Origin of the sequence: Lonepinella sp. BR2271, assembly GCF_051851515.1 — a bacterium.
In the GTDB taxonomy this organism is placed as follows: Bacteria; Pseudomonadota; Gammaproteobacteria; order Enterobacterales; family Pasteurellaceae; genus Lonepinella.
Window position 1 is genome coordinate 1 of the sequence record NZ_JBPDVF010000009.1, and the last position, 21223, is coordinate 21223.

Below are 21223 nucleotides of genomic sequence, written 5' to 3' on the forward strand. Positions count from 1 at the left end.
GATGGACAAGGCGTAAAACAAGATTATAAACAAGCTGTGTATTGGTTTCAAAAGGCAGCGGAGCAAGGGAATGCAAAAGCACAATATAATCTTGCTTTAAATTATTATGATGGACAAGGCGTAAAACAAGATTATAAACAAGCTGTGTATTGGTTTCAAAAGGCAGCGGAGCAAGGGAATGCAAAAGCACAATTCAATCTTGCCTTCATATATTATAATGGACAAGGGGTAAGACAAGATTACCGACAAGCGGTTTATTGGTATCAAAAAGCCGCTGAACAAGGGTATGCAGGAGCACAATTTAATCTTGCCTTAAGCTATTATGATGGGCAAGGCGTAAAACAAGATTACCGACAAGCGGTCTATTGGTATCAAAAAGCTGCTGAACAAGGGGATGCAAAAGCACAATTTAATCTTGGTAATATGTATGATAATGGGCAAGGCGTAAAACAAGATTACCGACAAGCGGTCTATTGGTATCAAAAAGCCGCTGAGCAAGGAGAGCCAAATGCACAAAATAATCTTGGTAATAGATATAGTGATGGGCAAGGCGTAAAACAAGATTACCAACAAGCGGTCTATTGGTATCAAAAAGCCGCTGAACAAGGGTATGCAAAAGCACAATTTAATCTTGCCTTAATATATTATAATGGACAAGGGGTAAGACAAGATAAACGACGTGCTAAAGAGTTATTTGGTCAATCCTGTGATAATGGTTATCAAGACGGATGTGATAATTACCGTAAATTGAATGAACGAAGATATTAATAAAGAAAATTATAATGTACAAATTTTTGATACTTGTATTATTTTTCGTTATTCCAGCCCACGCCAACCAAATTGATCAGATCAAACGCCAAGCAGAACTAGGTGACACTAACGTCCAATCCATGCTTGGTGCTTGCTGTTTTATAGGCTGGTATTGAAATAGCATAAAAGTGAAAATCGACTTTGACAGATGATATTTATAGCTGTATAGTGTAGCTACACAGTACGAGATTTTAATCCGATGATCATTTCATTTAAACATAAAGGATTGGAAAAATTCTTTACCACAGGTTCAACCGCTGGGATACAAGCAAGCCACGCCAAGAAAATTGCCCTAAGGTTGACCTACTTGAATAACGCCGCAGATATTAGTGATATGGATGTGCCTGGGTTCAATTTGCACGCCTTAACGGGCAATCTTGCTGATCATTGGTCGATTAAAGTCAGTGGCAATTGGCGTATTACTTTTAAATTTGAACAAGGACACGCCCAGATTGTGGATTATCAAGATTATCATTAAGGAATTATTATGCGTATGTACAACCCCCCCCACCCAGGTGAAGTGTTACAAGAATTTATTGCTGACACGACCGTAACCGAATTTGCTAAAAAATTGGGTGTAACCCGAACCACGTTATCACGGATTTTAAACGCAAAATCCGCTATTTCGCCCGAAATGGCATTGAGATTAAGCTATATTTTTAATACGAGTGCCAAAGTTTGGTTGGGTATGCAAGCGGATTATGATTTATGGCAATTGGAACATAACAAAGGTTTCCGTTTTAGCCCTGTTTTGGCGTAGGTTTTTAATAAAATCCGTTGAATTATGTAGTGTATTCCACTACAATTCGAATAGACTATTTAATTTAGGAATAAAAATGATCCTTTCTTTCAAGCATAAAGGTCTAGAGAAATTTTACCTTACGGGAAGTAAGGCAGGTATTCAAAGCCAACATTCCGCCAAAATTTCTCGTATATTAGCTCGCTTAGATAGTGCAAAAGTTCCGCAAGATATGAATGTACCCGGTTGGAATTTACATCCATTGATGGGAAATTTGCAAAATCATTGGAGCGTTAAGGTCAACGGTAACTGGCGAATAACTTTTCGGCTTGAAAACGGACACGCTGAAATTGTGGATTATCAAGATTATCATTAAGGAAAAACAATGCCAATGTACAACCCACCGCATCCTGCGGAAATGATTAAAGAAGATATTTTACCTGAATTAGGGCTAACGGTGACAGAAGCAGCTAAACAACTTGGGGTAAATCGAGTCACGTTTTCTCGCTTGCTCAATGGCAAAGCGGGAATCAGTGCAGATATGGCGATTCGGTTGCATCAATGGTTGGGAGAAGACAGTCCTACGCCTGAAAGCTGGCTACACCAACAAGCCAATTATGATTTATGGAAAGCGGAGCAAAAATCCCCTTTGGGCGTGATGCCAGTACATTCTTGGCAAGGTGTGTAATAAAAAAGTGCGGTATTTTTCACCGCACTTAGCCATTCATTCCCACATTTTAATCCGCTTCCACAAACCCCAATGCCGTTTCCACCACGTCAATCCCCGCATTCGGCTTGCAGGCATTTTCACTTAAATGTCGTCGCCATTGTCTTGCCCCTTTGCAGTTTTGGAATGCACCCAATATATGGCGAACAATATGATTTAAATACACGCCCTGACTGAGTTGGCTTTCAATATAAGGGAACATATTCCGCACTGCTTGATGAGCGGTGATGATCGGAGCATTAGGGTCAAACAACGCTCGATCAATTTCGCCTAATAAAGATGGATTTTGATAGGCTTCACGTCCTACCATCACGCCATCAACCTGTTGCAGATGGGCTTGAATTTCTGCAATGGTTTTAATGCCACCGTTAATGCTAATCCAAAGGTGCGGGAAATCTCGTTTGAGCTGATACACTCGCTCGTAATCTAAAGGCGGAATTTCCCGATTTTGTTTTGGGCTTAAGCCAGAAAGCCAGGCTTTGCGAGCATGAACAATAAACTCCTGACAGCCCACCGCTTGCACTTTTTGCACAAAATCACACAGAAAATCGTAGCTGTCTAAGTCATCAATGCCGATACGGGTTTTGACCGTGACAGGAATTTTCACCGCATTTTGCATCGCTTGCACGCAGTCTGCCACTAAATCTGCTTTTGCCATTAAGCATGCCCCAAACATGCCATTTTGCACTCGGTCGGATGGACAGCCAACGTTCAAATTAATCTCTTGATAACCTCGTTGTTCCGCTAAAATCGCACATTGTTTGAGCTGTTCAGGGTCGCTGCCGCCTAATTGTAAGGCAACAGGATTTTCCGCTAAATCAAACGCTAAATGATCATATTTGGCGTGAATAATCGCAGGTGCCGTCACCATTTCCGTATAAAGCAAAGCGTGCTTAGTAAATTGACGATGAAAATAACGGCAATGACGAGTTGTCCAATCTAACATGGGGGCCACGGAAAAACGTCCACGGTAATAAGGCGTAGGAAAGTGCGGTTGATTTTGCATAAGTTTTTTAATTATCCTTGTTCTTGAATACGTTGACGAAAACGGCCTGCGGCAAAATGGTAAAACGGTTTTGGCATAATTTGACGTGACACAATGGTGGCAATAATACCGCCGATTAATAACCAAATTAACACAGGCTGGCTCCCTGTCATTTCCATCACGACCACGGCTGCTGTCACTGGCGATTGGGTTGCACCGGCTAAAAATGCGGCCATGCAGAGTAACACCAACAAACGAGCATCTACTAAACCGCCTGTAAAGCCGGCAATTTGGGACCCAATTCCTGCCCCCACTGTTAACGCAGGCGTGAAAATCCCCCCTGCAATACCTGTCCAATAGGTCGCTACCGTAGCAAATAATTTGGCGATGCCTGTCACTTCGGGTTCCACCAGTTCTCCGCCCAAGGCTTGCGTTACCACTTTATAACCGGTGCCGTAGGTTTGACCGTGGGTGTAAGTGCCAAGCCCAGCTAAAACCAAGCCTAAAATCATGGCGATCAAAATCGGATGACGGCGTACCCAACCACGAATCACCCCAGGCACGACGCCTGCCACGCCTTTGGCTAAAAGTCGGGCAAAAATCCCACCAAAAACACCGCAGATCACGCCACATAACAGCACCCAAAGCAATATTTGATCTGCATTGGTCGCCCCTTTGTATAAAGGAAAATAAGGGTTATTACCATCAATGGCCACTAAAATAAAACCGGCGGCAAGCACGCCTAATAACACACGCCGTTCCCAACGCAAAATGACCCCACGTCCGAGTTCTTCAAGGGCAAAAATCACCCCAGCGAGCGGTGCATTAAAAGCAGCCGCTAACCCACCACCGGCACCGGCGGCCATTAACTCATTGGCATTCAAACCTCGGAATGCCACATTATGATGATGACACCAGTTGCCCCAAGCCAACATCACAGCAGCCCCCACTTGCACAGACGGCCCCTCACGCCCCACGGAGGCACCAAATAACATGGCTAAAAAGGTGAGTGGAATTTTCCAAAGGGTTTGCACAAACTGCACCAAATGGGATTTTCTTGAACCATGTGGCAAACTCATGGCGGCAATCACTTGGGGAATACCACTCCCCCCGACAAAAGGCGTGTATCTTGGGGTAAACCAAGCTAATGCGGCTAATCCCAACGGCAAAACAACCCAAACCGCAAGGGGATAACTGGCGGTCCATTGGGCATTCAGCTCCAAGCCAAATTCTGCTAATTTGGCAAATCCAAGGGAAAACAACGACACCAAACTTGCCCCAATCAGTAAGCAAGAAAACTCTACGGTTTTGCGAGAAATGCGGTGCGTTTGGCGTAATTTTTTGTGTAAAAAGTAACGAATATTCATAGGCCAATGATAAATAAGTTCTTCTTTAATCGCTTTATATTAACATAAATCAGCACGCTATTCTTTACTCCATATTCTCTTGTTGGTCAGAATTTTGTGAACTATCTCTCATTTTTACTATTTCTTTCTTTATTTTTCACAGATTTTACGACATGATCGGCATGAAGATTTTTCCCTTTTAGCCAACCATGAACAACGAACAATTTACACGCCTTGCTTATATTATTTTAATGGGCTTTGGTTTCCCCATTATGCGGTTTATGAGCATTCATTTTGAAACCTTAAATAATAATGCCGTCAGATTCTTATCGGGTGGATTATTTTTCATATTGATTTGTTTGGTAAAATTTAGACAAGAACTGAAAAAAATATGGGTAGAGCCGAAGATTATTGTCAGTCTATTGCTATTAGCGGTATTTATGACAGGCAATATGTATTTTTTTATTAATGGACTAAAGTACACCTCCGCTTTAGCTGGCAGTATTTTTGGTATTTTAGCGATGCCATTAGCCATTATTATGGCAGCCATTTTCTTTCAAGATGAACGCCAACGAGCTAAACAAAAACGCTTTTATGTCGGCAGTCTGATAGCGATTATAGGTTCGCTAATCTTTGTTTTTTATAGTAATAAAAATGCACAAAACAGCGATTTTCTACTCGGTTCACTGTTTTTAGCCACGGCTATTTTTATTCAATCTATTCAAAATTTGTTGGTAAAACAGGTGGCAAGAAAATTGCACGCTATTGTGATTAGTGCCTCCACCGCCACCCTTTCAGGATTGCTTTATCTTATGCTTGCCATTCATACCAATAGCATTGAACAACTGCAACAGGTCAATCAAGGGCTATTAATCGGTTTGGGGTTAGCTGGGGTTTATGGTATGTTGACAGGCATGTTAATGGCATTTTATATTGTACAAAAACAAGGGGTGGTGGTGTTTAATATTATTCAATTAATCATTCCTCTTTCCACCGCCGTTATTGGCTATTTCACACTCGGTGAAAAAATTAACCTATATCAAGGATTAGGCGGAATAATCGTGATTTTAGGTTGTATTTTAGCCTTGAAAAAGATAGGCTAAATAATTAACAACCATGTTAATGATTATTTTAATAAAAATAAGGAGATACTATGACAACAATTTTTAATCTTGCACAAAACTGGTTAGCACAAGATCCCGATGCAGAAACCAAAGCAGAATTAAGTCAATTAATTGAACAAGCACAAGCCGGTGATAAGGCTGCCACAGATGAACTTAACGCTCGTTTTGACGGCCGTTTGCAATTTGGCACAGCAGGCTTACGTGGGCGTTTACAAGCCGGTTCTATGGGGATGAACCGTGTTCTCGTGGCTCAAGCTGCTGGCGGCTTAGCCAAATTTATTCAAGATTATGATGAAAAGCCCTCTATCGTTTTAGGTTATGACGGTCGGAAAAATTCGGATGTTTTCGCTAAAGATACTGCTGAAATCATGGCGGGAGCAGGGATTAAAACTTATTTATTACCCCGTAAATTGCCCACCCCAGTGTTAGCTTACGCTATCCAACATTTCGACACCACCGCAGGTGTGATGGTTACTGCCAGTCATAACCCACCGGAAGATAATGGCTATAAAGTGTATTTAGGTAAAGCGAATGGTGGGGGTCAAATTGTTTCACCTGCCGATAAACAAATTGCTGCCTTAATTGATGAAGTCGCCCTTGGTAATATTCAAGATTTACCACGCAGCCAAGATTACATAGTGTTAGATGATGAAGTCGTCAACGCCTATATTGAAAAAACGGCAAGCCTAGCTAAACAGCCAAAAGCCGAGATTAACTATGTTTATACGGCTATGCACGGTGTCGGTTATGAAGTGTTAAGCAAAACCTTGACTAAAGCATGTTTACCACAACCCCATTTAGTCACTGAACAAATTCAACCCGATGGCGCATTCCCAACGGTGAATTTCCCTAACCCCGAAGAAAAAGGGGCATTAGATTTAGCCTTTAAATTAGCCAAAGCGAAAAATGCAGAATTTATTTTAGCTAACGACCCTGATGCAGATCGGCTGGCAGTTGCCGTGCCAGATAGTCAAGGCAATTGGAAAGCCTTGCACGGCAATGTGATTGGTTGTTTACTCGGTTGGTATCTTGCCGAAAAAAATCAAGGCAAACAAGGCGTGTTGGCATGCTCTTTGGTGTCTTCACCTGCTCTGGCAGAAATTGCCAAAAAATACGGTTTTCAATCAGAAGAAACCTTAACGGGCTTTAAATATATTGGCAAAGTGCAAAATTTAGTGTTCGGTTTTGAAGAAGCCTTAGGTTATTTAGTTGACCCTGACAAAGTGCGAGATAAAGACGGCATTTCCGCGGCCATTGTGTTCTTAGATCTCATTTGCCATTTAAAACAACAAGGCAAAACCTTGGCGGATTATATCGCCGAGTTTACCCAAACTTTCGGGGCGTATGTGAGTGGGCAAATTTCCATTCGGGTTAGTGATCTGGCAAAAATTGGCGAATTAATGACCGCACTTCGGGAAAATCCGCCAAGTCAAATCGGCGGAACGGAAGTGACTTTGTTTATTGATCATATGAAAACTGATCGCCATAGTAATATTCTGATTTTCACCTTAGTCAACGGCAACCGTTTAATTGCTCGCCCCTCTGGCACTGAACCAAAAATTAAGTTTTATTTAGATGCCAAAGGCGTGAATGCAGAAAATGCCGATCAGGTGTTAAAAGACTTTGATCACGCCGTGCGTGCCATGTTGCGTGATGAGAAATATGGTGGGCAGGATTGTTAAACTGCTTATCGCTTAATTGCGCAAGAAAGTGCGGTGTAAAAAAATGATCTGCCCCCAAAAAGTTGGACACAAACCAACTGATTAAGGGGCAGATTTTTATGACCAAATATAACGCACAATTCAAACTTGAAGTGATTCAGTTCTATCTGAATGTTTCTTATTCTTTCACTAAAACAAGTCAGCATTTCCAAATTCCAGAATCAATCATAAAAGATTGGCTCGCTAAATACACGTATTCAGGTACGTCTGCATTGCAGAATCAGTCCACTTGGAAACAATATACTGCAGATGAAAAATTCCAAATTATCACGCCTGTATTATCGGGTGAAATGAGCATTCGACAAGCAGCTTTAAAGGCTAATCTTCCCACTCACAGTGTGGTTGTAAATTGGTTGAAACGTTTTAAAGAACAAGGTATAACAGGACTTGAACCCAAACCTAAAGGACGAAAAGTGATGAAAACATTGATTAAACCTAAAAAAATGAAAGCACCACAAACAGAGATTGAAAAATTACAAGCGGAAAACTATCGCTTAAAATTGGAGAATATCTATCTAAAAAAGCTGGCGGAGCTAGAACAAAAAGAGAAAAAGCGAAAATCATCAATGAGTTAAGAGAATTAGGGCCATTAGATGTTTTGCTAGATATTGCCCAACTGGCTCGAAGTACGTTCTACGATAATCTTAATAGGCAAGATAATCCCGATAAGGCTTTAAAAGCAAAAATTAAACGTATTTTCATCAAAAATGACGGACGTTATGGTTATCGCCGAATCACACTAGCCTTGCGTAAAAAAGGAATTGTCGTCAACCATAAAAAAGTCGCCAAATTGATGAACGAACTGGGTTTAAAAGGGGAAAGAAAGCCAAAACGGGAATATCAAAGCTATCAAGGGGATGTTGGGGAAATCGCTCCTAATCTACTTGAACGCAACTTTACGGCAAGCAAACCCAATGAAAAATGGGGAACGGATATTACTGAGTTTAAATGCCGTAATGAGAAACTCTATCTCTCGCCGATTAAGGACTTCTACAATGGTGAAATTATTGCTTATGACCTAAGCCGTAGCCCAAATTGGGCACAAATAGACAGAATGCTAGAGCAAGCTGTTAAGAAGCTGAAACCAGGGGATAAGCCTATTTTACATTCAGACCAAGGTTGGCAATATCGACATCTTAGCTATCGTAAGCGGTTAGAAAAGCATAATATTTTGCAAAGTATGAGCCGAAAAGGTAACTGCATTGATAATGCAGCAACGGAAAGTTTTTTTGGACGATTAAAGGAAGAATGCTATTATGGTAAGCAGTTTGAAAGTATTGAGCAACTGGAGCAAACTCTCCTCGATTATATTGCTTACTACAATAACGAACGTATCCAAACCAAATTAAAAGGACTAAGCCCTGTGGAATACAGAACTCAGTCCTTAAATACTTAAACTAAACTGTCCGGTTTTTGGGGTTCAGATCATACGAGGAAGGGGCTTAAAAATGAAAAGTAAAAAATACCTAAAATAGGCTTAAACGTGCTCTTACTGCCAGTAAACCGAATGAAAAATGGTTACGGAGTTTAGAGTAAAAGATGGTAATAAACTCTACTTTTCGCCGATTTTAGATACATTTAACAACGAACTACTCGCACATCACACTAACACTAGCCCGAATTGGGCATTGGTGAAAAGGATGTTGAAAAAAAGCATTCTGGGGGGAGAAAAAACGGTGTTATATTCAGTTCTTTTAATTTATGAACGATAATAAAAGTGATATAATCTGATTGACATACCTTATTCCCCTTATTACAATTCTTGATAATATTCATAACCTTAAACGTAGCCAATGTCTTTCCAATCCCTGCAAGCCAAATACAAAATCGCACAGCAAGAAAGTCGTGCGTGGGCGTTGTTGCGTGCGGATAATGCACCTTATATTTTGGCATTTTTGGATGATATTTTTACGGACGATAGCGAAATTTCCTATGGGGAAGCTCGTTTATTGCTTGATGCAGTATTAGAACGTAGCCGAGAGTTAGGCACTTGGGAAACGCAAAATAATGCCACTACTTATCTGAATCAGTGGATACGCCAAGGTTGGCTTAGGGAAATGGATGATCTGCTTACCAAAACAGATTCTGCTGAAACGGCGTTACGTTTTTGTCGTAATTTACAACAGCGGGCATCAAACACCACAGCGTCGCATTTACGCATTGTGCAAGAAGCAGTACGTGAGTTGGTGGTGGCGTTAAGTGATAATTCGGATGACCGCATTGCCTTATTAGAGAACAAAAAAGCTGAAATTCAGCGAGAAATTGATGCCATAAATGCAGGGGTAATCATTGAACTTGATGACAGCCACAAGCGTGAACGCATTCGTGAAATCTATCAATTAGCATCGCTTTTGACTGCTGATTTTCGTCATTTGGAAGAAGAAATTCGTCAGTTTGATCAGTCTTTACGGATTGCGATGATTAGTGATGATAGTTCGCGTGGGGCAGTATTGCAGTCGGTGATGGACAAAGAAGAACTGCTTGCCAAAACCGAAGCTGGCAGTGCCTTTGAAGGATTTTTTCAGCTATTGTGCGACCCTAATCGTGCCACGGAATTGCGTGAACAATTACGTCAAGTTCTTGCTAAGCCAGATGTCGCCAGTCATTTAGCCGATAATCAAGCTCGCTTTTTGGGGCAACTGATGAATGAGCTAAACAATGAAAGTCAGCGAGTATTTAGAGTCCGTCGCCGCACCGAACAAGAACTGCGATCTTATATAGAAAGTGGACAAGCAGTGGAAAATCAAGCGGTAGATCGTTTGCTGAGTAAGTTAGAAAAAATTGCGGTGAATTTTTGCCAGTTAGATAATTTGCACAAAATCAACACATCACTATCCTTGCCAACAGGTACCGTTCAAATCAATTCCCCTACTGCTCAACGCTTAAAATTACCGAGTGAGAAAGTTCAAACCGATACCACATTGCACCAAAATAGTCATAATGCCAGTGATATGGTCTTGGCTAGCCTAGAAACGGTGAAAATTGGGCAAGTTGCCGAGCAGATTTTTGCTTGTTTGAAACAATCAGGGGCATTAAGTGTTGCAAGGCTTGTGGAACGTTTGCCGATTACAGCAGGTTTGGAAGAATTAGTGGCATTTTTGCGAGTGGCAAAAGCCGTTAATGCACCCGATTTGGGACAGCGAGAAAGTTGTATCATCTGCGATAAAAATGGCGAGAAATTGCAAGTTTCTATACCTATGTTGCTGTTGAGTGTGGATTTATTCCCCACTGATTTAAATGAATTACCGCTATAAGGAAAAATAATGTCGCAAAGCCTATTTGAAATGATCAGTGGTAAACCGACTGACACGACAAGCGAGCTTGAACCAGCCGAGAACAGCGAATCTCAGGATGAAGTAAGTCCACCTGAAGTCTTTCCACAAGCAATGCCTGAAGACGCCAAGCGTGTGTTGGTTTATTTGTTGCGTCAGGGTGTGATTTTACATAGCCAAAAAGCGAAATTATTTGAGAGCCTATGCCGTTATCAAGTGCAAATTCGTCAGCATTTGGCTGATGTATATTTGTCCTTAATGCTTGATGAGCGTGCTGGGGTGGCATTTGTACAAACCCAAGATAACACAACAAGCGATGACGAAAATGACGAAGCCGATGAAGACAGTTATTCGTTGATCACAAGGCGGACTTTGTCGCTATTTGATACCTTATTGTTATTGGTCTTACGCAAACATTACCAAGAACGAGAAACCGCAGGCGAGCAAAAAATCATCATAGATTTAGAGCAGTTAGAAATTAGCCTAAGTCCATTTTTGCCGTTAGTAGAACACGCCAGCCTTGAACGTAAAAAATTAAGCGGACGTGTCAAAGAGCTAATGAAACGCAAACTACTCACCGCTGTTAGGGGGTCAGACGAGCGTTTTGAAATTACACCGATTATTCGCTATGTGGTCAATGCCGAGTTTTTAGAAAGTTTATTGGTGGAATATCAACAATTAGCCGAACAGTAATTATTTGCAAATTATCCGTAAAAAATCACCGCACTTTTAACAGATTAAACACATTCAGGACACCGCTATGCCAGACACCACGCAAAATACGCTTTTCGCTCAGTCCCAAATCCGCCTTGCGGAATTATCGGTGTTTAATTGGGGATCATTTCACGGTCTGCATAATGCCCGCATAGACCCACAAGGCACACTGATTACAGGTGATAATGGTGCAGGTAAATCTACGTTTATTGACGGTTTAATGGCGTTATTACTTCCCCCAAGTAAAGCCAGTTTTAACGTAGCCGCCGCTCAAGGCGACCGTTCGGATCGTTCGCTGTTGTCCTATATGCGTGGGAGTTTTGGTTCGGCAAATGACGGCAGCCAAACACGCACTAAAAACAAGCGTGATAAGGCGGTGATTACAGGCTTGCGTGCTTTATATCAAGATGATGATGGCACACAAATTACCCTTGTGGCACTGTTTTGGACGTTGCAAGCTAGCAACAGCCTAAGTGATGTCAAGCGTTTATATCTGATTGGCAAGCAAAATATTCAGCTCAAAGATGTGCTTGATGTTTTTGCCGATGCTGACAGTCGATCGCTAAAAACGTGGCTCAAATTGCAACCACAGATCACTTGCCTTGATGATCGCTTTAACGATTATCAGCAGTTGTATCGTCAACTCTTATCTATGCAAAACAAAAACGCCCCAGCCTTACTATCTCGTGCTTTGGGATTAAAAAAGATTGATGATTTAACTAAGTTAATCCGAGAGTTGGTGCTTGAACCAAGTAGTTTACGTGATGAAGCACGCTTGATAGTGGCTGAATTTGCTGATCTTGTTAGTACGCACGATAAATTACTGGATGTACGTGAACAGGTTGCCCACTTAGAACGTCTACCACAGTTAGCCCAAAATATAGACAAGTTGCGAGAGCAAAGCCACAGTTTAGAACAACAAAAAATCGGCTTGCCTGTTTATTTTGCCCAAATTCAAGCTCAAATTCTAAGCGAAAAATTGCAAATCATCGCTGAAAAATTAGCGGACATTGAACGGCAAATTCGCAGCAACAAGCAAGCCATTGCCGATAGCGAAGCTCAAGTTGAACTTTATCACGCACAATATCTGCAACTCGGTGGTGATCAAATAGAAAGTTTACGCAAAGACATTACTTATCTACAAGAAAAACTGCAACGGATGATTTGGGATAGCAGTCAATATCAAAAAATCTGCCGTGAATTAGCCTTAAACGAGCAATTAGCAGAAGATGTATTTGATGGACATCAACGTCAAGCCGAGCAAACCCTAGCCAGTGGAGCGGAACAGAAAAAAGCACTGCAAATTCAATTTAGTGAATGTTATGCCACGCAAAAAGCCCTTGCCGAACAATTAAGCGATATTCAGCAAGATATCACCGCCTTAAAAGCACGCCCAAATTCTAATATTGACCTGCGTTATCAACAGCTTAGGGATAAGATTGCTGATGAATTAAACTTTGCTGACAATAGCCTAATGTTTATCGGTGAGTTAATTGATGTTGCCGAAAATGAGCAAGCGTGGCAAGGGGCGATTGAGCGAGCCTTAGGTGGAAAACGCACGACGTTACTGGTGCCACAAGCTCGTTACGCCCAAGTGACCGATTGGCTTAATCAACACCATACAGGGCTATTTGTACGGGCTCAAGTGGTAGAACAGGGCAATTTTGCCCCTGTCGAGTTTGCTAATAATGGCTTTTTAAGCAAGCTGATTTGGCGTAAACATCCTTATCAGCACTGGTTGCAACAGCATTTAAGCAAGAGCGATTTAACTTGTGTGAATGGCATTGACGAACTCAACCGCACGCCATTTTCGCTCACTGAACAAGGCTTAATGCAATTACAAAAGGGCTATTTTGAGAAAAAAGATCAGCACCAAGTCAATGATCGCCGTCAATGGCAACTTGGCTTTAGCAATGAACAAAAATTAGCCTTGCTAAATCAACAGTACAACGCTTTGCAAGCTGAACTCAAAGAAGCCGAAAACGCCTATAAAAATAGTCAAATCGCATTAGAAACCTTGCATTCACAATTAGAATTATGGCGTAAATTAAGTGAATTTCAGTGGGACAATATCAATGTCCCTTATCAGCAACATTTACTTGCTAGCAAGCAACAAGACTTGGCACGCTTGGAAGACAATCAAGGCGATTTAGCTCAAGCCAAAATACGCTGGGATACGGCGAAAAGCGGTTTAGAACAGCTACGATCCGCAAGATTAACACTTGCTACCGAACAAGGTTCACAGCAACAAGAACAGACAAATTTTACTCAGCAACTTGCACAAGCGGAAACCTTGATGCAACAGGGGTTAGCAGATGATATACGAGCTTTATTAACTAAGCGTTTTGGGCAGATTAATGCTGAAAGCTATCGTGAAGTTTATCGTGAACAACAGCAAGCCGAAAACGAGCTGGAGCAGGATTTACAACGCATTCGTGAACGCTTAGGTAGCGAAGAAAAGAGTGCGGTGGGCGTGATGAGTTCCTTTAAGGGCAAGGACAAATGGCAACCGCTCAGCGTGGACTGGGGCGTTGGCTTGGACGGCTTGGCGGATTGTTTGCGTTACTTGGACGAATTGCAACAAGAAGGTTTACCGCAACTGTTTGAGCAGTTCAAACAACGGCTCAACAAACACACTACGCAATCCTTGGCACGACTACAAAATCAGCTAGAAAGCGAATATGAAAAAATCCGTGACCGCATTGCACGTATCAATCTCGTGTTGGCAAAAACGGAATTTAAAGCCAACTCTTATTTACGTTTAGATGCCAAACGTGAAAAATATGCCCACGTTATTGCTTTTGATCGCAATCTCAAAAAAGCCTTGGGTTACTTAACCAGCGATAATCACGAAGAACGCTTTAATTTATTGCAAGAATTAGTACAGATTCTGGACAAAGCCAGCGACTCAGCAACCGCTCACAGTTTAGAGAGTTTACGCTTGCTTGACCCACGCTATCAAATGGCATTCAAAGCCGAAGAAGTGCATAGCCAAAGTGGCGAAGTGCTTGATGTGTTGGATTCATCTAGCGGTAAATCAGGCGGTGAAAAAGAGTCCTTTGCTGGTACGATTGTGGCGGCTAGCCTCGCCTATGTACTCACCCCTGATAATGGCGATTATCCGATTTATAGCACGGTATTTTTGGACGAAGCCTTTTCTAATACCGCCGAAGCGGTGAGTCGCCGAGTGTTGCGAGTGTTTAAAGCCCTTGGCATTCACGTTAATTTGATTACGCCGTATAAAAACTTAAATTTAGCACGAGAATCCGCTCGCAGTTTACTGATTGCTGAACGTGATAGCGAAAAACACGAAAGCCGTTTATGCGAAGTCACGTGGCAACAGATTGATGAGCAGCTGGCGAAGAAGCAAAATCTTGCACAGCAAGCACAGGATTTGGGGGTTGAATTAACTTAATGGCAGATGTAAATTGGGGCTTACTTCCCCACAATATCACCGCCCAACTTACCCAGCGTGAATGGCTCAATCGCACCCATCTCAAAGCACGCTTAAAAGGCGAGCGTGCTTTTCCGCTAGAAATCAGCCTAAAAGCCCCCACAAATGCACAAGTGCTGGAAAATCCTGAACATTTTCAGTCTTTTATCCACGCTTGGCAAAACTCCCCACCAAACTTTAATGTGCAATGGCAAACACGCCAACTACGCCATTTTGGGCAGCAAAATATCCCCATTAAAATTCAGATTAACACTTTACCTGATTTAATCGCTTGCCTAGGCGAAAATGAACAACAAGCATTTGCACGGATTTATGAAAAATTTGCATTTTTATTGCAAAATTTGACCGCACATTTGGATTTTATCAACGTGTTAATTGATAATTTAGAGTTGATTGAACCGTTGGCGGATGTGCAATTACAGCTTCTGGTGCAACTTATCCCCCAGTTACAGGCAAATATGGGGCAGGGCAATTATCTGCGAGCCTTGCCTTTGGTCGGTGTGGATACTAAGTTTTTAGAAAGCCATTTTGTACTCGTAGAAAATCTACTAGATGCTTTACATAATGGACAGGTCAAAACCCAAGGCTTAATGGCGTGGCTCAATTGCAAGCCCAAGCCTAAAGACTGGCTATTGATTAAACCGCTATGTAACAAGGCACAACAAGCCCTTGGCGGATTGCCGATTTTACGGCTGGATAGTGAGACCTTGCTCAATTTTGCCTTGCCTGCCCAGAATATTTTGATTGTAGAAAATGAACAATCTGCTCTCGCCTTGCCAAATTTAGACAATAGCATAGTAGTCGCTGGTGGCGGCAAAAATGTAGCCTGGCTAGACGCGACTTGGCTGGCGGATAAAAATCTTGCCTACTGGGGCGATATAGATTCGGACGGATTGCATATTCTTAATCTCGCACGTCTAAAACAGCCCAGTATTCGGGCGTTAATGATGGACGAACAGACGCTCATTCAACATCAAAAGCAAATGGTGAATGAAGCCAAAGCCTGTGAATTTGTGCCGGCAGGTTTGACGGTGGCAGAAGTGGGCTTGTATCAGAAGTTAAAAAATGGGGAGTTTGGTTGTACACGCTTAGAACAAGAAAGGTTAGCAAGGGATTATGTCGCAACGATATTGGCGAAATGGTTGGCACATTGATAAAGCAACTCATCAAACAATATCATTCGTCAACCCCCACAAATTTTGCTACACTAAATCCAACGCGGATTTCACCTAGGATTTTCTATGCAACTTACGGCTCAACTTCTTCAATCTGTTCTTCATATTGCCAATGAAGCAGGTAAAATCTTAGAAAATTTCTATCTAAAATCTGAATCTATTGAAATTCATACAAAATTAGACAATACACCCGTGACAGAAGTGGATGTTGCCATTAGTCAATTTTTAACCCAAAAACTCACCGCACTTACCCCTGATTTTCCTGTTCTCTCGGAAGAAAATTGCAATATTCCCTTAACAGAGCGACAAAAATGGAAAACCTATTGGTTAATCGATCCCTTGGATGGCACGCAACAATTTATTGATAGAACGGGGCAGTTTTCCATTTTAATTGCCTTAATTCATCAAAATCGTCCTATTTTAGGGGTTATTCATGCGCCGATTTTACACAAAACCTATTACGCTATGCAGGGATTTGGGGCATATAAATGGGAAGATAATAATCATCAACGCCTAATCGCTCGCCATATTGATTTAAGTAAACCGCTCAATATCGCCGTGGGTTCAGAAAGCCATAAGCAAAAAGTGCGGTGTATTTTGCCGGAGAATTTTCCTTGTGAATTTATTGTTTATGGTTCAAGCGGATTGAAAAGTACATTAGTTGCTGAGGGGATAGCGGATTGTTATGTCCGCTTAGGTGACACTGGTGAGTGGGATACGGCGGCGTCCGAGGTTTTATTAAATGAGCTACATGGTAATATTTTTGATCCTTCTTTTTCACCTTTGACTTATAATCAACGTGAAACTTTTGTGAATCCGCCTTTTGTGATGACGGCGGATGGTGAAAAAAATTGGCAAAAAATCTTTCACTTTAATTTGTGATAGCTATTGGAAAATTGTGCGTTAATGGTGCATAGTATCGCAATAGTTTATTATTTTACTAGGATATAATATGAATGCAGAAAATAATTGTATTGTGATTTTTGGTGCGTCAGGTGATTTGACCCATCGTAAATTAATTCCCGCCCTTTATAACCTCTATAAAATCGGGCGTTTAACGGAAAACTTTTCTGTGCTGGGCGTGGCTCGTTCAGATTTAAATGATGAAAGTTTTCGTGACAAAATGCGTAAAGCATTGATTAAACATGAGAAAGCAGCAGGTGAAAGTTTAGATAATTTCTGCTCACATTTGTATTACCAATCTGTAAACACCTCTGATTCGCAAGATTATGGTAAGTTAGTGCCACGTCTTGATGAATTACACGATAAGTACCAAACCTGCGGTAACACGCTTTATTACCTTTCTACCCCGCCAAGCCTTTATGGTGTGATTCCTGAATGTCTAGCGGCTCACGGCTTGAATACTGAAGAATATGGTTGGAAACGCATTATCGTGGAAAAACCTTTTGGTTATGATTTGAAGACGGCTCACGAATTAGATATTCAGATCCACCGTTTCTTTGAAGAACATCAAATTTACCGTATTGACCATTATTTGGGCAAAGAAACCGTGCAGAACTTACTCGTGCTACGTTTTTCTAACGGCTTATTTGAACCCCTTTGGAGCCGTAATTTTATTGATTATGTGGAAATTACAGGCGCAGAATCCATTGGCGTGGAAGAACGTGGGGGTTATTATGATGGCTCTGGGGCAATGCGTGATATGTTCCAAAACCATCTATTGCAAGTGTTAGCCATGGTAGCCATGGAACCGCCAGCGATTATTAATGCGGATTCTATGCGTGATGAAGTGGCGAAAGTCTTACACTGTTTGCACCCATTAAGTGAAGATGATCTACAAAATAATTTGGTGCTAGGCCAATATACCGAAGCCCAAATTGACGGCGAGCAAGCCAAAGGCTATTTACAAGAAAAAGGTGTACCAACGGATTCAAATACGGAAACCTTTATGGCATTACGCTGTAAAATTGATAACTGGCGTTGGGCGGGTGTGCCATTTTATGTGCGTACAGGTAAGCGTTTACCGACTCGAGTGACGGAAGTCGTGATCCATTTTAAAACTACACCACATCCGGTATTCAGCCAAAATGCCCCTGAAAATAAATTGATCATCCGCATTCAACCGGATGAGGGAATTTCCATGCGTTTCGGCTTGAAAAAACCGGGGGCAGGCTTTGATGCCAAAGAAGTTTCCATGGATTTCCGTTATTCGGATTTAAGCGGCTCATCAAGTTTATTAACCGCTTATGAACGCTTATTATTAGACGCCATGAAAGGTGATGCAACATTATTTGCTCGTACGGATGCCGTACATGCTTGCTGGAAATTTGTGCAACCGATTTTGAATTACAAAGAAAATCGGGGTCGTGTGTATGAATATGAAGCTGGCACTTGGGGACCAAAAGAGGCGGATAAGTTAATCGCAAAATCGGGGCGAGTATGGCGTAAACCAAGTGGTCAAATGAAGAAAAAAGTATAAGGTGAAATATGAATACCATTATTTTTGAGACGGCACAACAAGCGGTGGAAAACATTGCCGAGCAGTTTTTGCAATTAAGTCAACAGGATAAAGCTGTGCATATTTCCTTATCGGGTGGCAGTACGCCAAAATTGCTGTTTAAAATCCTTGCTCAAGCACCGTTTAACAGCAAAGTGCGGTGGAAAAATTTGCATTTTTGGTGGGGCGATGAACGTATGGTTTCCCCAGCGGATCCGGAAAGCAATTACGGCGAAGTACAAAAACTGTTATTCGATCATATTGAAATCCCTGCGGAAAATATTCACCGCATTCGGGGCGAAAATGATCCACAAGCTGAACTCGCTCGTTTTGAACAAGACATTCAAGCCAATATTCCCAACGGTGAATTTGACTGGATTATTTTAGGGATGGGCAATGACGGACACACGGCATCCTTATTCCCCCATCAAACGAATTTCAATGATCCGAATTTAGTGGTGATTGCCAAACACCCAGAAAGCGGACAGCTACGCATTTCGAAAACAGCGAAATTATTGAGCCAAGCGAAACGGATTAGCTATTTAGTGACAGGTGAAACGAAAGCAGAAATTCTCAAAGAAATTGCTACGCACTCTGCTGACCAACTGCCTTATCCTGCGGCGAAAATTCAAAGTTCCAATGGAGTAACGGAGTGGATTTTGGATCGTGGGGCAGCGAAATTACTGTAATTTATTTAGAAATATGGTCAATAATTAGGAGTTGGAAATGAAAAATAGATTTATCTTTATGTCTGTCATAGTAGTACTCTTAACGGGATGTGTTAGCAGTTCATCTGAACAATTTTCTCAAAAAAAAGAAATAGGTATAGAACAAATTCCTGAACAATACAGAGTACATCCAAAAACCCCTGCACCTAAAGGCGTTAAGGATGGAGAATATACGGGTAAGATTAGTCAAGGAAGAACATATAAAACGGTCTTTAAGGATCACTTTGCGGATAAATATATTGATGTGTATTATCCAAATGGGCAGTTGCATTCACATACTCCTTTGGTTGATGGATTGGCTCAAGGTTGGTCTGAAGGATATACAGCAGAAGGGAAATTAAGAACAAAAGTTTTATATAAAGATGGTGTAGTGGTTCGTTACCAAACGTATGATGAACAAGGTAAGTTACTCCAAGATATACAATAGTAATCAAGCATAATAAATTTAGAGCAGAATTAATTTAACTCAACAGGAGAAAAAAATGTCAGTTAAAGGCGACATCGGCGTTATCGGTTTAGCGGTAATGGGACAAAATTTGATTTTAAATATGAACGACAACGGCTTTAAAGTGGTGGCGTATAACCGCACCACCAGCAAAGTTGACGAGTTCTTACAAGGTGCAGCGAAAGGCACAAATATCATTGGGGCTTACTCATTAGAAGACTTAGCCGCCAAATTAGAAAAACCACGCAAAGTGATGTTAATGGTGCGTGCGGGCGATGTGGTGGATCAATTTATTGACGCCTTGTTACCGCACTTAGAGCAAGGCGATATTATCATTGACGGCGGTAACTCAAATTACCCTGATACCAACCGCCGAGTGAAAGCCTTGAGCGAGAAAGGGATTCGCTTTATTGGTTCGGGCGTATCAGGCGGTGAAGAGGGGGCAAGACATGGGCCGTCGATTATGCCTGGTGGTAGCCAAGACGCATGGCCTTATGTGAAACCCATTTTCCAAGCCATTTCTGCGAAAACAGATAAAGGTGAGCCTTGCTGTGACTGGGTTGGCAAAGACGGTTCAGGTCATTTCGTGAAAATGGTACACAACGGCATTGAATATGGTGATATGCAATTAATTTGTGAAGCCTATCAATTCTTAAAAGACGGGCTAGGCTTAAGCTATGATGAAATGCACGCCATTTTCCAAGAATGGAAAAATACCGAATTAGACAGCTATTTAGTGGATATTACTACCGATATTTTAGCGTATAAAGATGCTGATGGTTCGCCGTTAGTAGAAAAAATCTTAGATACCGCAGGTCAAAAAGGTACGGGCAAATGGACAGGAATTAACGCCCTTGATTTCGGTATTCCATTAACCTTAATCACCGAATCGGTATTTGCTCGTTGTGTTTCTTCTTTCAAAGATCAACGTGTTGCTACGTCTAAATTGTTCAACAAAACCATCTCGCAAGTCACGGGCGATAAAAAAGTGTGGATTGAGGCCGTTCGCCGTGCCTTATTGGCATCAAAAATCATCTCTTACGCCCAAGGCTTTATGTTGATTCGTGAGGCGTCAGAGAATTTTGAGTGGAATATTAATTACGGTGCAACGGCGTTATTATGGCGTGAAGGCTGTATTATTCGTAGCCGTTTCTTAGGCAATATCCGTGATGCTTATGAAACTAATCCTGATTTAGTGTTCTTAGGGTCTGATCCGTATTTCAAAGGCATTTTAGAAAACTGCTTAGCAGACTGGCGTAAAGTGGTGGCAAAATCGATTGAAGTGGGCATTCCAATGCCTTGTATGGCAAGTGCGATTACATTCTTAGATGGCTATACCTCCGCTAATTTACCAGCGAACTTGCTACAAGCCCAACGTGACTATTTCGGTGCGCACACTTATGAGCGTACTGACAAACCACGTGGCGAGCATTTCCATACTAACTGGACAGGACGTGGTGGCAATACGGCATCAACGACGTATGATGTGTAGTTGAGCAATATCTGGTGGGGGAGAACTGACATG

At 41.7% G+C, this 21223-nt stretch carries 19 protein-coding genes; 17 read left to right on the forward strand and 2 right to left on the reverse strand.

Annotated elements, in window-relative coordinates; translation table 11 throughout:
- The 5 genes from ACTG7X_RS07835 to ACTG7X_RS07855 form a co-directional block, all read left to right on the forward strand.
- Positions 1-768: SEL1-like repeat protein (locus ACTG7X_RS07835; protein WP_439257951.1), on the forward strand; the 768-nt coding region annotated here is incomplete at its 5' end.
- 241 nt (positions 769-1009) lie between these two features.
- Positions 1010-1288: a type II toxin-antitoxin system RelE/ParE family toxin gene (locus ACTG7X_RS07840; RefSeq protein ID WP_439239161.1), complete on the forward strand. Its 279-nt coding sequence runs from the start codon at positions 1010-1012 to the stop codon at positions 1286-1288.
- A gap of 9 nt (positions 1289-1297) precedes the next feature.
- Positions 1298-1570: a HigA family addiction module antitoxin gene (locus tag ACTG7X_RS07845; RefSeq protein ID WP_439257952.1), complete on the forward strand. Its 273-nt coding sequence runs from the start codon at positions 1298-1300 to the stop codon at positions 1568-1570.
- Between the two features lie 76 nt (positions 1571-1646).
- Entirely contained in the window at positions 1647-1925 is a 279-nt protein-coding gene (locus ACTG7X_RS07850; protein ID WP_439257953.1) for a type II toxin-antitoxin system RelE/ParE family toxin, read from the forward strand.
- Between the two features lie 9 nt (positions 1926-1934).
- Positions 1935-2237 carry a HigA family addiction module antitoxin gene (locus ACTG7X_RS07855; protein ID WP_439257954.1) on the forward strand — a complete coding sequence of 101 codons (303 nt, stop codon included), beginning with the start codon at positions 1935-1937 and terminating at the stop codon, positions 2235-2237.
- 49 nt (positions 2238-2286) lie between these two features.
- On the opposite strand, the gene dusA is transcribed toward ACTG7X_RS07855, so the two are convergent.
- Together dusA and ACTG7X_RS07865 are read right to left on the reverse strand one after the other, a co-directional pair.
- Positions 2287-3282: a tRNA dihydrouridine(20/20a) synthase DusA gene (gene dusA / locus ACTG7X_RS07860; RefSeq protein WP_439257955.1), complete on the reverse strand. Its 996-nt coding sequence runs from the start codon at positions 3280-3282 to the stop codon at positions 2287-2289.
- An 11-nt stretch (positions 3283-3293) separates the two neighbouring features.
- On the reverse strand, positions 3294-4628 hold the full coding sequence (locus tag ACTG7X_RS07865) for a chloride channel protein (protein ID WP_439257956.1): 1335 nt from the start codon (positions 4626-4628) through the stop codon (positions 3294-3296).
- 188 nt (positions 4629-4816) lie between these two features.
- Here ACTG7X_RS07865 and ACTG7X_RS07870 point away from each other — a divergent pair, with 188 nt between their 5' ends.
- The 12 genes from ACTG7X_RS07870 to gnd all read left to right on the forward strand — a co-directional run bounded on the left by ACTG7X_RS07870 (position 4817) and on the right by gnd (position 21190).
- Complete coding sequence (locus tag ACTG7X_RS07870) at positions 4817-5710, forward strand: DMT family transporter (protein ID WP_439257957.1); 894 nt, start codon at positions 4817-4819, stop codon at positions 5708-5710.
- Between the two features lie 50 nt (positions 5711-5760).
- A complete protein-coding gene (locus ACTG7X_RS07875) occupies positions 5761-7413 on the forward strand; it encodes a phospho-sugar mutase (RefSeq protein WP_439257958.1) in 1653 nt (550 codons plus the stop codon).
- Positions 7414-7511: 98 nt separating this feature from the next.
- Positions 7512-8848, forward strand: a protein-coding gene (locus ACTG7X_RS07880) for an IS3 family transposase (protein WP_439257959.1) whose coding sequence is annotated in 2 segments (ribosomal slippage) — positions 7512-7983 and positions 7983-8848 — 1338 coding nt in all. Because the reading frame shifts where the segments join, the coding sequence is not laid out codon by codon here.
- A gap of 397 nt (positions 8849-9245) precedes the next feature.
- The gene (locus tag ACTG7X_RS07885) at positions 9246-10706 is read left to right on the forward strand and encodes a DUF3375 domain-containing protein (RefSeq protein WP_439257960.1); all 1461 of its coding nucleotides are present in this window, start codon (positions 9246-9248) and stop codon (positions 10704-10706) included.
- A 9-nt stretch (positions 10707-10715) separates the two neighbouring features.
- On the forward strand, positions 10716-11417 hold the full coding sequence (locus ACTG7X_RS07890; RefSeq protein WP_439257961.1) for a DUF4194 domain-containing protein: 702 nt from the start codon (positions 10716-10718) through the stop codon (positions 11415-11417).
- A gap of 67 nt (positions 11418-11484) precedes the next feature.
- Complete coding sequence (locus tag ACTG7X_RS07895) at positions 11485-14853, forward strand: ATP-binding protein (RefSeq protein ID WP_439257962.1); 3369 nt, start codon at positions 11485-11487, stop codon at positions 14851-14853.
- The gene (locus ACTG7X_RS07900) at positions 14853-16046 is read left to right on the forward strand and encodes a DUF3322 domain-containing protein (RefSeq protein ID WP_439257963.1); all 1194 of its coding nucleotides are present in this window, start codon (positions 14853-14855) and stop codon (positions 16044-16046) included. Before ACTG7X_RS07895 ends, ACTG7X_RS07900 begins: the two co-directional genes overlap by 1 nt.
- Positions 16047-16133: 87 nt before the next feature.
- A complete protein-coding gene (gene cysQ / locus ACTG7X_RS07905) occupies positions 16134-16949 on the forward strand; it encodes a 3'(2'),5'-bisphosphate nucleotidase CysQ (protein ID WP_439257964.1) in 816 nt (271 codons plus the stop codon).
- A 70-nt stretch (positions 16950-17019) separates the two neighbouring features.
- Complete coding sequence (zwf, locus tag ACTG7X_RS07910; protein ID WP_439257965.1) at positions 17020-18507, forward strand: glucose-6-phosphate dehydrogenase; 1488 nt, start codon at positions 17020-17022, stop codon at positions 18505-18507.
- Between the two features lie 8 nt (positions 18508-18515).
- A complete protein-coding gene (pgl, locus tag ACTG7X_RS07915; RefSeq protein ID WP_439257966.1) occupies positions 18516-19214 on the forward strand; it encodes a 6-phosphogluconolactonase in 699 nt (232 codons plus the stop codon).
- A gap of 37 nt (positions 19215-19251) precedes the next feature.
- Positions 19252-19680: a toxin-antitoxin system YwqK family antitoxin gene (locus ACTG7X_RS07920; RefSeq protein ID WP_439257967.1), complete on the forward strand. Its 429-nt coding sequence runs from the start codon at positions 19252-19254 to the stop codon at positions 19678-19680.
- Between the two features lie 55 nt (positions 19681-19735).
- Positions 19736-21190, forward strand: coding sequence for a decarboxylating NADP(+)-dependent phosphogluconate dehydrogenase (gene gnd / locus ACTG7X_RS07925; protein WP_439257968.1), 1455 nt, complete (start codon positions 19736-19738; stop codon positions 21188-21190).
- The last annotated feature ends 33 nt before the right edge of the window (positions 21191-21223 follow it).

What these genes read in the sequence shown, in the direction of transcription:
- dusA (WP_439257955.1), bottom strand. Translation starts at nt 3,282, where the DNA reads ATGCAAAATCAACCGCACTTTCCTACGCCTTATTACCGTGGACGTTTT.
- ACTG7X_RS07855 (WP_439257954.1), top strand. Translation starts at nt 1,935, where the DNA reads ATGCCAATGTACAACCCACCGCATCCTGCGGAAATGATTAAAGAAGAT.
- cysQ (WP_439257964.1), top strand. Translation starts at nt 16,134, where the DNA reads ATGCAACTTACGGCTCAACTTCTTCAATCTGTTCTTCATATTGCCAAT.
- pgl (WP_439257966.1), top strand. Translation starts at nt 18,516, where the DNA reads ATGAATACCATTATTTTTGAGACGGCACAACAAGCGGTGGAAAACATT.
- ACTG7X_RS07840 (WP_439239161.1), top strand. Translation starts at nt 1,010, where the DNA reads ATGATCATTTCATTTAAACATAAAGGATTGGAAAAATTCTTTACCACA.
- ACTG7X_RS07865 (WP_439257956.1), bottom strand. Translation starts at nt 4,628, where the DNA reads ATGAATATTCGTTACTTTTTACACAAAAAATTACGCCAAACGCACCGC.
- ACTG7X_RS07870 (WP_439257957.1), top strand. Translation starts at nt 4,817, where the DNA reads ATGAACAACGAACAATTTACACGCCTTGCTTATATTATTTTAATGGGC.
- ACTG7X_RS07875 (WP_439257958.1), top strand. Translation starts at nt 5,761, where the DNA reads ATGACAACAATTTTTAATCTTGCACAAAACTGGTTAGCACAAGATCCC.
- ACTG7X_RS07895 (WP_439257962.1), top strand. Translation starts at nt 11,485, where the DNA reads ATGCCAGACACCACGCAAAATACGCTTTTCGCTCAGTCCCAAATCCGC.
- ACTG7X_RS07920 (WP_439257967.1), top strand. Translation starts at nt 19,252, where the DNA reads ATGAAAAATAGATTTATCTTTATGTCTGTCATAGTAGTACTCTTAACG.
- ACTG7X_RS07850 (WP_439257953.1), top strand. Translation starts at nt 1,647, where the DNA reads ATGATCCTTTCTTTCAAGCATAAAGGTCTAGAGAAATTTTACCTTACG.
- ACTG7X_RS07900 (WP_439257963.1), top strand. Translation starts at nt 14,853, where the DNA reads ATGGCAGATGTAAATTGGGGCTTACTTCCCCACAATATCACCGCCCAA.
- ACTG7X_RS07885 (WP_439257960.1), top strand. Translation starts at nt 9,246, where the DNA reads ATGTCTTTCCAATCCCTGCAAGCCAAATACAAAATCGCACAGCAAGAA.
- gnd (WP_439257968.1), top strand. Translation starts at nt 19,736, where the DNA reads ATGTCAGTTAAAGGCGACATCGGCGTTATCGGTTTAGCGGTAATGGGA.
- ACTG7X_RS07890 (WP_439257961.1), top strand. Translation starts at nt 10,716, where the DNA reads ATGTCGCAAAGCCTATTTGAAATGATCAGTGGTAAACCGACTGACACG.
- zwf (WP_439257965.1), top strand. Translation starts at nt 17,020, where the DNA reads ATGAATGCAGAAAATAATTGTATTGTGATTTTTGGTGCGTCAGGTGAT.
- ACTG7X_RS07845 (WP_439257952.1), top strand. Translation starts at nt 1,298, where the DNA reads ATGCGTATGTACAACCCCCCCCACCCAGGTGAAGTGTTACAAGAATTT.